This is a genomic window from Pseudofrankia coriaricola, assembly GCF_001854805.1.
Taxonomy (GTDB): domain Bacteria; phylum Actinomycetota; class Actinomycetes; order Frankiales; family Frankiaceae; genus Pseudofrankia.
This window is the reverse complement of record NZ_MBLO01000019.1, coordinates 1-11,934: the sequence shown is the minus strand read 5'-3', so window position 1 is coordinate 11,934 and position 11,934 is coordinate 1. Positions and strand designations below refer to the sequence as shown.

Sequence of the window (11,934 nt, the reverse complement as noted above, 5' to 3'; positions counted from 1 at the left end):
ACCGGGCTGACGAGGTGGCTGGGTTGGCGCTGCGCCGGTGCGCTGTCACCAGCTGTGGCCGGCTTGCGCTCGCTGGTCGCTGGATCGGCGTCGCGGCCCGCCGCGTGGCTGGACATCCGAGCCCATGGGATGTCGGCGTGTCTGTCCGCGGTGTATCCGCCCTGGTCACGGGGTGCCCGCCGGGCCGGGGCCGTCGTGCGCCCGGCGCCGGACCTGTCGGAGCCTCCTGGTACGAATGCGGTCATGGACCTGCTCCCCGGCTTCTCCGCCGAGGGGGCCGCGCGTCCGGAGGAGCCGGCGGGCGCGGCGTCCCAGCCGGCGGTGGCGAAGCGGCGGCCGGCCAGCCGGGACGCGGCCGCGGCGGCCGAGCTGCCGGTCGCGCGGGTCGCCGCGATGGTGCCGTTCGCGCACCTTGACCGGCCGTTCGACTACCTGGTGCCCGCGTCGATGGCCGCGGACGCGGTGCCCGGCGCACGGGTACGGGTCCGGTTCGCCGGGCGACTCGTCGACGGCTTCGTCCTCGACCGGGTGGACCGGTCCGAGCACGGCGGCAGGCTCGCCCCGCTGACGAAGGTGATCTCGCCGGAACCGGTGCTGTCGCGGCCGGTGGCCAGGCTCGCCCGCGCGGTCGCCGACCGGTACGCGGGCACCCTTGCCGACGTGCTGCGCCTGGCCGTCCCGCCCCGCCATGCCGCGGCCGAGAAGGCCAGCGCGGCGAAGACTGGCACGGCGAATGCCGGCACAGCGACGGCGGGCACAGCGAAGACCAGCGCCGAGCAGACCGCCGCCGGCGAATCCGGCGCGGGGGAGCCCGGTGTCGGGGAAGCCATCGCCGCGGCGGCCGGCGCCGCGGACGAGGCACATCTGGGAGACCCGGCCCCGCCCGCCGACGCGGGCGAGTGGCGGCGCTACCCGGCAGGACCGAGCCTGCTCGCGGCGCTCGCGGCGGGGCGCTCGCCGCGGGCGGTGTGGTGGGCGCCGCCCGGGCCGGCCTGGCCCGCCATGGTCGCCACGGCGGTGCGGGCGACGCTGGCCGGCGGCCGAGGCGCGCTGGTGGTCGTCCCTGACCACCGCGACGTCGACCGGGTCGCCGACGCGCTCACCACCGATCTGGGGCCCAGCGCCGGGCTGGTGGTGAGCCTGCGGGCCGATCTCGGGCCGGCCGAGCGGTACAGGCGCTTCCTCGCCGCTTGCCGCGGCCGCGCCAGGGCGGTCGTCGGCACCCGTGCCGCCGTCTTCGCGCCCGTCGAGCGCCTCGGTCTCGTGGCCGTCTGGGACGACGGCGACGACCTGCACGCCGAGCCGCGCGCGCCCTACCCACACACCCGCGACGTCGCGGTGCTGCGCTCCCGGCTCGAGGAGTCCGCGCTGCTCGTCGGCGGTCACGTCCCCTCCACCGACGCGGAGGCGCTGACGAGGTCCGGCTGGGCGCATCCGCTGGTGCTGCCCCGCCGGGAGGCCAGGCAGCTCGCACCGCTCGTCTGGCCGACCGGCTCGGACTGGGAGGTTGCCCGCGACGAGGCCGCCCGCTCCGCGCGGCTGCCGTCGCTGGCGGTCCGGGCGGCCCGCGAGGCGCTGGCGGCCGGCCGCCCCGTGCTCGTGCAGGTGCCTCGGCGCGGCTACCAGCCGTCGCTGGCCTGCGCCTCCTGCCGCCACCCGGCCAGGTGCCCGCACTGCCACGGGCCGCTCGGGCGGCCCGGCGGAGGGCGCGCGCCCGGCTGCCGATGGTGCGGCCGGCCGGCGGTCGACTGGGCCTGTCCCGGCTGCGCCGAGACGGCGCTGCGGGCATCCGTCACCGGCGACCGGCGTACCGCCGAGGAGCTGGGCCGGGCCTTCCCCGGCGTCACGCTGCGTACCTCCGGGCGCGATGAGGTGCTCGCCACCGTCCCGGCCGGCCCCGCGCTGGTGGTCGCCACCCCCGGGGCGGAGCCCGTCGCCGACGGCGGCTACGGGGCGGTGCTCCTGCTGGACGGCTGGGCGTTGCTCGGCCGGCCCGACCTGCGCGCCGGCGAGGAGGCCCTGCGCCGCTGGGCGAACGCGGCGGCGCTGGCCGTGGCGGGCCCGGTCGGGGGCCGGGTCGTCGTGGTCGCCGACGAGGGCCTCGCTCCCGTGCAGGCGCTGCTGCGCTGGGACCCGGCCGGCTTCGTCGGCCGCGAGGCCGACGACCGCGCGGAGCTCGGCTTCCCGCCGGCGACCAGGATCGCCGCCGTCGAGGGCGCCGCACCGACACTGCGTGCCTTCCTGGAGGCCGCGACCCTCCCGGCGGCGGCCGACGTCCTCGGCCCGGTGCCGCTGCCCGCGCCGGCCCGGCGGGTCGGTTCCGCGGCGCCGCCGGCCGTCGCCGGCGGACCCGGCCTGGCCGGCGGGTCAGGGGCGGGTGGCGTGGATGGCGCGAGGGAACGACTACTGGTGCGGGTGCCGCGCAAGCAGGGCGGCGAGCTCGCCGACGCGCTGCGCGCGGCCCGCGGGGTGCTGGACGCCCGCCGCGCCGCCGCCGGCCTGCGCGTCCAGCTCGACCCGATCTCGCTTGGCTGACGGCCGGTGAGAGCGGGCCGGGCCCTGACCGTCACACCGTGCGCGTGGCAGGAGCCGACACGCCCTGGCCCGTAGCATGGGACCACCCCCGCACTGAAGGAGCTTGACCAGTGGCTGTTCGTGAGGTCCGTCTGTTCGGGGACCCGGTGCTGCGGACGAAGGCCGCCGAGGTGACGACCTTCGACAAGGAGCTGCGCCGGCTGGTCAACGACCTCGCCGACACGATGTGGGAGGCCAGCGGCGCCGGGCTCGCCGCGCCTCAGCTCGGCGTGTCGCTGCGGGTCTTCACCTACTTCAACGACGATGACGAGATCGACCACCTCGTCAACCCGGTGCTCGGCCCGTTCTCCGAACAGATGCAGGACGGCGAGGAAGGCTGCCTGTCGCTGCCCGGTCTGGCGTTCGAGCTGCCCCGGCCGGAGCGGGTGCTCGCCGTCGGCCAGAACATGTACGGCGACCCGGTGACGGTGGAGGGCGGCGGCATCGTGTCCCGCTGCCTGCAGCACGAGACCGACCATCTCGACGGCGTCCTGTTCATCGACCGCCTCGACCGCGAGACCAAGAGGGCGGCGATGAAGGCGATCCGCGAGGCCGACTGGGCCAACGAGGCGCCGCCGGTCGTCAGGACGTCCCCGCACCCGCTGTTCGGCCGCGCGACCTAGGGCGGCGGGCGCTGAACGCGCCGCCCCGCCTGTCGGACGCTGAGCGGCGGGCGGGCGCTGGACGCGCCGCCCCGCCTGTCGGACGCTGAGCGGCGGGCGGGCGCTGGACGCGCCGCCCCGCCTGTCGGACGCTGAGCGTCCTCCCTGCGTGGTGCCGGGCACAGGTGTATGGCTGTGGTTCGTGTGGAGCCGGGTGGACGACGTGGTTGAGTTGGTGCTGCGCTAGAGGCGCCGTCACTTTCTGGGCTAGCTTGTGGTGGATCGGTCGCTATCGCGTCCGCCCTGCCTGTCGGACGTGGAGCGTCCTCTCTGCGTGGTGTCGGGCACAGGTGTATGGCCGTGGTTTGTGTGGTGCGGGGTGGACGACGTTGTTGAGTTGGTACTGCGCTAGAGGCGCTGTCACTTTCTGTGGCTGGCTTGTGGTGGACCGGTCGCCATCGTGTCCTCACCCGCCGCACGGCCTGACATTCGGCCCAGTAGGTGGCGGTAGGGGCGCGTCTCGGCGGGCGCGGCGGGTGGTTGGTGGGGATCGCCGCTAGGTTAGTTTTCGATATTCGCGTCAACGTGGACGGCTGGGGCCGGCGTGAGCCGGCGGCCTGGCGGATCGGTGCCCCTATGCGTCTCGTCTTCGCCGGCACGCCGGCGGTGGCCATCCCCAGCCTGCGCCGGCTGGTCGACAGCCCACGCCACGAGGTCGTCGCCGTCGTGACGAGGCCGGACCGGCCGGCCGGCCGCGGCCGCAGGATCGCCCGGTCGCCGGTCGCGGAGCTCGCCGACGAGGCCGGCATCCCCGTGCTCACCCCGGAACGGCCGCGTGACCCGGAGTTCCTCGAACGGCTCGCGGCGATCGCACCGGACTGTGCCCCGGTCGTCGCCTACGGCGCGCTGCTGCCCAAGGCGGCGCTCGACATCCCGCGCCACGGCTGGGTGAACCTGCACTTCTCGCTGCTGCCGGCCTACCGGGGGGCCGCTCCCGTGCAGCGCGCGGTCCTCGCCGGCGAGGACGTCACCGGCGCGAGCGTCTTCCAGATCGAGGAGGGCCTCGACTCCGGCCCGGTCTTCGGCACGCTCACCGAGCGGGTCCGTCCCCGTGACACCTCCGGTGACCTGCTCGACCGGCTCGCCATCGCCGGAGCGGAGCTGCTGGCCGCGACGATGAACGGCATCGAGGACGACGTCCTCGAGCCGCGCCCGCAGCCGGCCGACGGCGTGTCGCTCGCCGCGAAGCTCACCGTCGACGAGGTCCGCGTCGACTGGACGCTGCCCGACTACGCGGTCGACCGGCTCGCCCGCGCCGCCACCCCCGCCCCCGGCGCCTGGACGACCTTCCGCGACCACCGGGTCAAGCTGGGCCCGGTCCGCCCGGCCGGCACCAGAGGTCAGGACATCGGGCTCGGGCGGGCCCTGGCGTCCGGCGAGATCGCCGTCGTCGGGAAGGACACGGTCGCCGCCGGCACCGGGACGGGGCCGGTCGTTCTGGGCGAGGTCCGCCCCGAGGGCAAGAGCCCGATGCCCGCGGCGGCCTGGGCACGCGGCCTGCGCCCCACCGAGGGCGAGGCCTTCCAGTGACGGCCCGACCCCCGCTCGCCTCCTCGCGCCGGCCGGCCTCCCGGTGGGCCGACGCGGCACCGACGGTGACCTCATGACCGTGCATGGCGGCGGTGGGCATGGCGGCCGCGCCGGCCACGGCGATCGCGGTGGCGGGCATGGTGGGGGGCCGGGCGGCGACCGGCCCGGCGTCCCCGGACGTCCCGGCGGCGGTCAGGGGCCGCGGGTGGACGACGCGAGGATGGTGGCCTGGGAGGTGCTGCGGGGCGTCGACGAGCGCGGCGCCTACGCGAACCTGCTGCTGCCCTCGCTGCTCGCCCAGCGCCGGCTGTCGGGCCGCGACCGAGGCTTCGCCACCGAGCTGGCCTACGGCGCGCTGCGCGCCCTGGGCCTGCTCGACGGCCTGTTGGACACCGTGACGAGCCGCCCGGTCGCCACCGTCGACGCAGGCGTCCGTGACGCGCTGCGCCTGGGCACCTACCAGCTGCTGCGCACCCGCGTGCCGGCGCGCGCCGCCGTCGATACGACCGTCGACCTGGTGAGGGCGACCAGCGGCGAACGGCCGGTCCGGTTCGCCAACGCCGTGCTGCGCCGGGTCGCCGACCGGGTCGCCGAGACCGGCGGGGACGTCGCCACGCTGCTGTCCGCGCCGCCGTTCGAGCGCGACCCGTTCGGCCACCTCGCCGTCGTCACCTCCCACCCGCGCTGGATCGTCGAGGCCCTCGCCGATGCGCTCGGCGGCGACCTCGACGAGACCAGGGCGGCGCTCGTCGCCGACGACATCCGCCCGGCGGTCCACCTCGTCGCCGAGCCCGACCGGATGAGCCGCGAGGAGCTGCTCGCCGAGGCCGCGGCGGCCGGGCTGACCGCCGAGCCTGGCCGGTACTCGCCGTTCGCCGTGGTTCTCAGCGGCGGTGACCCGGGGGCGCTCCCGTCGCTGTCGACCGGGCGGGCGGGCGTCCAGGACGAGGGCAGCCAGCTGATGGCACTCGCGCTGGCCCGCACCCCGACGCTCGGCGAGGACTGCGGTGTCACCGTCGACCTGTGCGCCGGACCGGGCGGCAAGGCGGCCCTGCTGGCCGCGCTGCTGACGTCCGGCGGGGCGGGCGAGAGCCTCGGGCTGCCGGAGCCGGTGCTGCTGGCCTGCGAGCCGCGGGCCAGCAGGGCCGCGCTGGTCGCCGGCGCGCTCGACCGGCGGCCGGCGGCGTTCGTGGTCCGCGCGGACGGCCGGTTCCCACCACTGCCGGCCGGCCGGGTCGACCGGGTGCTGATCGACGCTCCGTGCACCGGCCTTGGCGCGCTGCGCCGCCGGCCGGAGGCCCGCTGGCGCAAGCTCGCCTCCGATGCCTCGACGCTGTCCCGGCTGCAGCGCCAGCTGCTGGTCAGCGGGCTGGACCTGGCCCGCCCGGGCGGCGTCGTCGCGTACGTCACCTGCTCGCCACATCCGGCCGAGACGACCGAGGTCGTGGATGCCGTCCTCGAGCAGCGTGCCGATGTCAGCCTGCTCGACGCGCGCGCCTCCCTGCCGGGCCTGCCGGCCCTCGGCGACGGCCCGTTCGTCCAGCTCTGGCCGCACCGCCAGGGCACCGACTCGATGTTCCTGGCGCTCCTGCGCCGCGGGTTCTCCGGACCGTCGACCCTCGGCTGACCTCACAACGGGTACCCCCCGTCTGCGTCATAACCTCGCAAGGTGGCTACCGCGCAGATCTATCCCAGCCTGCTCGCCGCCGACTTCGCGCGGATCGCGGACGCGGCGCGGTCGGTCGAGGGACGGGCCGACTGGCTGCACGTCGACGTCATGGACTACCACTTCGTCCCGAACCTGGCCTTCTCCGGCGACACCGTCACCGCGTTGCGCCAGGTCACCGACACCCCGCTCGACTGCCACCTGATGATCGAGAACCCGGACCGCTGGGCGCCGGGGTTCGCCGAGCGGGGAGCCGCGAACGTCACGATCCACGCCGAGGCGGTCGACGACCTCCCGCGTACGACGGACGCGATCCGCGCGGCCGGCGCCCGCACCGGCCTCGCCGTGAAGCCGGCGACGCCGATCGAGCACTACGCCGACGACCTGCGGCGGTTCGACCTGCTGCTCCTGATGACGATCGAGCCCGGCTTCGGCGGCCAGACGTTCATGGACAGCGTCCTGCCGAAGATCGAGGCGGCTCGCCGGCTGCTCGACGCGCGCGGCCTGGACCTGTGGCTGCAGATCGACGGCGGGGTGAGCGCCGAGACCATCGAGCGGGCCGCGGCCGCGGGGGTGGATGTCTTCGTCGCCGGTACCGCCGTCTACGGCGCGGCCGACCCGGCGGCAGCCGTCGAGGCGCTGCGGGCCCAGGCGCTGCGCGCCTCTGGGCGCCTCACCCCGCCGCCACCGCGCGCGGTGGCCTTCTGACCGTGACCACCGGGCCCGTAAGGCGCGTCTCACGGGCGTGGCCTGCGGAAGCGCTCTTTCCCGGCCCGGGCCGGGAAAGAGCGCTTCCCGCCGGGACCTGGCCGCACGACGGGTGTTTCCTGGGAGCGACGCGGTGGGGAGGCACAGGTGACAGCTGAGGCTGAGGATGCCGACGGGCGGTGGCTCGCGCACGCGGTGGAGCTCGGCCGGCGCTGCCCGCCGTCGACGACGGCGTTCTCGGTCGGCGCGGTGATCGTCGGCGTCGACGGCGAGACCGTGCTCGCCGAGGGCTGGTCGCGGGCCACCGACCCGCGTGACCACGCCGAGGAGGCCGCTCTTCGGGTCTTCTCGGCGAGGGACCCGCGCCTGGCCGGCGCGACGATCTACAGCTCGCTGGAGCCGTGCAGCGCCCGGGCGTCGCGCCCGCGGACCTGTACCGAACTGATCCTCGCGGCCGGGATCGGCCGCGTCGTCTTCGCCTGGCGGGAGCCGGCCCTGTTCGTCGACTGCCAGGGAGCCGAGCTGCTCGCCGCCGCCGGCGTCACCGTCGTCGAGCGTCCCGATCTCGCAGCCGGTGTCCGCGCGGCCAACGCCCACCTGCTGCGGCCGTCGTGAAGGGTGCCGGCGTGTCCCGGTACGGCCCGCGTCGGTGACGTGGGCCACCGCGGGACTGGCGGGCGTCCCAAAAGCTCCCAAAAATGTGCGTTTCGGGCCACGCGGGCTGCGACGTTGGCCCGGGTTGTGTGCCAGACTCGTCCGTAGGTAACTACCAGGATCCCTCATGGGGTGACACCCAGAGGGAACATCAGCAGCACGCGCGCTCCGGGGTCGGTGAAACTCCGAGCCGGCGGTGACAGTCCGCGACCCGTCCCACAGCCAGTGGGCGGTGGACCCGGTGAAATTCCGGGACCGACGGTGAAAGTCCGGATGGGAGGCAGCGCGCGGGCCGTGCCTGGGCACAGGCGGATCCGCCCGCGGGCGCCCCGCCGTGTCCGTGGCGTCGGCGTGTCCGGCCGTGCGGCCGGCCGCGCCGGTCATCGACCCGCGTGACCGTCGTCCGTTCCCCCGGCCAGGGCGCCGGACGGGAAGGACGCAGGTCGGATGTTCACCGGCATCGTCGAGGAGCTCGGCATCGTCGCCGCGGTCACGGAGCACGCGGCCGCCGCCGAGCTGGCCATCGGCTGTTCGGCAGTACTCGAGGACGTGCGCCACGGCGCATCGATCGCCGTCAACGGCGTCTGCCTCACCGTCACCTCGTTCACACCCGCCGGCGAGGTCGACCCGCGCACGGGTACCCGGGTGTTCACCGCCGACGTGATGCTCGAGACGCTGCGCCGCTCGGCGCTCGGCGGGCTCGCCACCGGCGACCGGGTCAACCTGGAACGGCCGGTGCGCCTCGCCGACCGGCTCGGCGGTCACCTCGTCCAGGGCCACGTGGACGGCGTCGGCACCATCGTCGACCGGGCTCCTGACGAGCACTGGGAGGTCGTCCGGATCGCGCTTCCCGCCGGGCTGGACCGCTTCCTCGTCGAGAAGGGCTCGATCGCCGTCGACGGGGTGAGCCTGACCGTCGTCGAGGTGACGCCCGCCGCCGGCGACAGCTCGTCCGGCGACAGCTCGCCCGGCGGCGGCGAGCCGGCGACGTTCACCGTGAGCCTGATCCCGACGACGCTCGCCGAGACGACGCTGGGGTCCCGCCAGGCCGGCGCGGCGGTGAACCTGGAGGTCGATGTCGTGGCGAAGTACGTCGAGAAGCTCGCCGCTCCCGCCCTGGGCCACCTGGCGGCCGGCCGCGGCGCGGGTCCCGGGCAGCTCCCCGGCGTTGTGGGCCGGTTGGAGCCGGCGCCGCCGTTCCCGGTGCCACCCGCGGGACCGGTCGTCCTCGAGGGAAAGGGAGCGGGCCGATGAGCGCGGCACCGACGAGCACGGCCCTGGGCACGGCGGCGCCGGCGAGCGCGGGGGCGCCGGCGAGCGCGGCGGCGTCCGACGATGCGCTGACCGCGGCGTTCGGCACGGTCGAGGAGGCGCTGGCCGCGATCGCCGCCGGCCGCTCCGTCGTGGTGGTCGACGACGCGGACCGCGAGAACGAGGGCGACCTGATCTTCGCGGCCGAGAAGGCGACGCCGGAGCTGGTCGCCTTCATGGTCCGGTACACCTCCGGGGTGATCTGCGCCCCGCTGGCCGCGCGCGACACCGACCGGCTCGGCCTCGACCAGATGGTGCCGCTCAACACCGAGCGGATGGGCACGGCGTTCACCATCACGGTCGACGCGCGCGAAGGGGTCAGCACCGGCATCTCCGCCGCGGACCGGGCGCACACCCTGCGCCTGCTCGCCGACCCGGTGACCACCGGCGCCGACCTGTCCCGGCCGGGCCACATCTTCCCGCTGCGCGCCCGCGACGGCGGCGTGCTGCGCCGGCCGGGCCACACCGAGGCGGCGGTCGACCTCGCGCGCCTGGCCGGGCTGCGCCCCGCCGGCGCGATCTGCGAGATCGTCAACGACGACGGCACGATGGCCCGGCTGCCCGAACTCGTCGCCTTCGCGCGGGAACATGGGCTGGTGCTGATCTCGATAGCGGACCTGATCGCCTACCGGCGGCGGACCGAGAAGCAGGTGGTGCGGGTCGCCGAGGCGAAGCTGCCGACGAAGTACGGCGCGTTCCGTGCGGTCGGCTACCGGGGCACCCTCGACGGTGTCGAGCACATCGCGCTCGTCCGCGGCGACATCGACGACGGGGAGAACCTGCTGGTCCGCGTCCACAGCGAGTGCCTCACCGGGGACGTCTTCGGCTCGCTGCGCTGCGACTGCGGCACCCAGCTCGACGCGGCGCTGGGCATGGTCGCCGCCGAGGGCCGCGGCGTCGTGCTCTACATGCGAGGCCACGAGGGCCGCGGCATCGGCCTGATGCACAAGCTCGCCGCCTACCAGCTGCAGGACAGCGGGCACGACACCGTCGACGCGAACCTGGCGCTGGGGCTGCCGGCCGACGCCCGCGACTACGGCACCGGCGCGCAGATCCTCGTCGACCTCGGCGTGCGCGGCCTGCGGCTGCTGACGAACAACCCGGCCAAGCGCGCGGGTCTGGAGGGCTACGGCCTGACCATCGTGGAGCGGGTGGCGCTGCCGGTCGCGCACACCCCGGAGAACCTGCGCTACCTGACCACCAAGCGGGACCGGATGGGCCACGACATCCCGGGCCTGCCCGAGCTGCCCGAATTGGTCGCGGGCGCGGTGGCGGACGCGGTCGCCACCGCGGTGCCCGCTGTGCCGTCGGCGGTGGTCGCGCAGGTGGTGGCCGACGCCGTCGCCCGGACCTCCCAGATCGTCTTCCGGACCTCCCAGCAGACCTCCCAGATCGCTAACCTCCCAGATCGGCTCCCAGACCTCCCCGATCGGCTTCGCCAATCGGGCAGGGACCCCGGATCCGGCAGGGACCCTGTCGCCGATCCGGCAGGAACCCCGGCCGCCGACGCCCTCGACGCCCGCCACACCGGCGAGGCCGATGCCACGGGGGCGGACCTCGCCGGTGTGGCGGGCAGCACCGGCGACGGCGTCACTGACACCGCCCGGCACGCGAACGGCGCCCCGTCGGGCGCCGCCCCGTCGACCGCTGATGCGACGACCACTGACATGACAACCACTGACACGACAACTGCCGGTACGACTACTGATACGACCGGTTCCGGCACGAACGGTAGCGTCAACGGGCGAGGACACGGCCGGCGCTCCGGCCACCGCAGGGTGGCCGAGGCCTGCCAGGGAGGGGATCGTCGGTGAGCGGGATCGGAGCGCCCGAGGAGGTGCTGCCGGTGGCGTCCGAGGTACGGCTCGGGATCGTCGCCACCCGGTGGCACAGCGACATCACCGACGCGCTGCTCGATGGCGCGCTGCGTGCCTGCCTGGACGTGAAGCTCGCCGTCGAGCCGACCGTGGTCCGGGTCGCGGGCGCGGTGGAGCTCCCCGTCGTCGCGGACCGGCTGGCGGCACATCACGACGCCGTCGTGGCGCTCGGGGTGGTCATCCGCGGCGGCACCCCGCACTTCGACTACGTCTGCAAGTTCGTCACCGAGGGACTGCTACGGGTGACGCTGGACAACGGGGTGCCCGTCGGTTTCGGCGTGCTCACCTGCGACACGGTCGAGCAGGCGCGGGACCGGGCCGGGCTGGACGGGTCGGCGGAGGACAAGGGCCGCGAAGCGGCGCTCGCCGCGCTGGAGGCGGCCGTCGTGCTCACCGAGCTGCAGCCGCTGGCCTAAAGCGGTACACGTCCCCTTCATCCGGTCTTGTCGGATGGGGGATCACGAGAGACCGTGTTGTCTCGGAGTATCGGGGTCCTTGCGGTGCGACGTCGGTGTTGGGTCAACGGCGATAGTTGACCGGTCGCGGATGTCGGCGAGGAGAGGCAGGGCGGGTGACGGTGACGTGCGGGTAGCGCCAGTGGCGGGTGGCGACGACGAGGTGCCGGAGCAGGGCGGGGACGAGACGGGCGTTGACGAGGTGACGGCCACGGGGCCGACCTCCGGCGGCGGCGACGCGCGCCCGGTCTCGCTGCTCGGCCTGCGGCTCTCGAACGGCTCGGGGGAGCGGGCGGTCGTGCGCCGGTCGTCGTCGCGTGGCAGGACGGCCGCCCCGCGCACGGACGGCTCCGGCCCGCGCCTGGCCGCCGTGCCCGTCGACCAGGCTGGCGCGTCCCGGGAGCCGCGGACGGCCCCAGGCCGGGAGCCGACCGAGCAGGACCCGCGCGCGGGTGCCGCGCCCGCGACGGACCCGACGTCCCCCCGCCGCCCGATCC

The 11,934-nt window shown here is 75.5% G+C and carries 9 protein-coding genes, 2 pseudogenes and 1 riboswitch; of the genes and pseudogenes, 10 read left to right on the top strand and 1 reads right to left on the bottom strand.

Annotated elements, in window-relative coordinates; all coding sequences use genetic code 11:
• Positions 1-245: hypothetical protein (locus BCD48_RS52880; protein ID WP_206745003.1), on the bottom strand; the 245-nt coding region annotated here is incomplete at its 3' end.
• Here BCD48_RS52880 and BCD48_RS03730 point away from each other — a divergent pair.
• The 10 genes and pseudogenes from BCD48_RS03730 to BCD48_RS03685 form a co-directional block, all read left to right on the top strand.
• Positions 244-2,535 (top strand): primosomal protein N', encoded by a 2,292-nt coding sequence (locus tag BCD48_RS03730; RefSeq protein WP_116271411.1) that lies wholly within the window; start codon positions 244-246, stop codon positions 2,533-2,535. The genes BCD48_RS52880 and BCD48_RS03730 overlap by 2 nt on opposite strands.
• 110 nt (positions 2,536-2,645) lie before the next feature.
• Positions 2,646-3,197, top strand: coding sequence for a peptide deformylase (def, locus tag BCD48_RS03725; RefSeq protein WP_071046813.1), 552 nt, complete (start codon positions 2,646-2,648; stop codon positions 3,195-3,197).
• Between the two features lie 615 nt (positions 3,198-3,812).
• Positions 3,813-4,766 carry a methionyl-tRNA formyltransferase gene (fmt, locus tag BCD48_RS03720; RefSeq protein ID WP_071046812.1) on the top strand — a complete coding sequence of 318 codons (954 nt, stop codon included), beginning with the start codon at positions 3,813-3,815 and terminating at the stop codon, positions 4,764-4,766.
• Between the two features lie 220 nt (positions 4,767-4,986).
• A complete protein-coding gene (locus tag BCD48_RS03715; RefSeq protein WP_071046811.1) occupies positions 4,987-6,393 on the top strand; it encodes an RsmB/NOP family class I SAM-dependent RNA methyltransferase in 1,407 nt (468 codons plus the stop codon).
• Between the two features lie 42 nt (positions 6,394-6,435).
• Positions 6,436-7,140, top strand: a complete 705-nt coding sequence (gene rpe / locus BCD48_RS03710; protein ID WP_071046810.1) for a ribulose-phosphate 3-epimerase — start codon at positions 6,436-6,438, stop codon at positions 7,138-7,140.
• Positions 7,141-7,287: 147 nt separating this feature from the next.
• Complete coding sequence (locus tag BCD48_RS03705; RefSeq protein ID WP_071046809.1) at positions 7,288-7,755, top strand: cytidine/deoxycytidylate deaminase family protein; 468 nt, start codon at positions 7,288-7,290, stop codon at positions 7,753-7,755.
• A 198-nt stretch (positions 7,756-7,953) separates the two neighbouring features.
• Positions 7,954-8,083, top strand: a riboswitch (FMN riboswitch).
• Positions 8,084-8,241: 158 nt separating this feature from the next.
• Positions 8,242-9,048: a riboflavin synthase gene (locus tag BCD48_RS03700; RefSeq protein ID WP_071046808.1), complete on the top strand. Its 807-nt coding sequence runs from the start codon at positions 8,242-8,244 to the stop codon at positions 9,046-9,048.
• Positions 9,045-10,451: pseudogene (locus BCD48_RS03695) on the top strand (bifunctional 3,4-dihydroxy-2-butanone-4-phosphate synthase/GTP cyclohydrolase II); the annotation flags it as partial. The gene BCD48_RS03700 and the pseudogene BCD48_RS03695, both read left to right, overlap by 4 nt.
• Before the next feature lie 464 nt (positions 10,452-10,915).
• Positions 10,916-11,398 carry a 6,7-dimethyl-8-ribityllumazine synthase gene (gene ribH, locus BCD48_RS03690; protein ID WP_071046807.1) on the top strand — a complete coding sequence of 161 codons (483 nt, stop codon included), beginning with the start codon at positions 10,916-10,918 and terminating at the stop codon, positions 11,396-11,398.
• A 166-nt stretch (positions 11,399-11,564) separates the two neighbouring features.
• Positions 11,565-11,934: pseudogene (locus BCD48_RS03685) on the top strand (hypothetical protein); the annotation flags it as partial.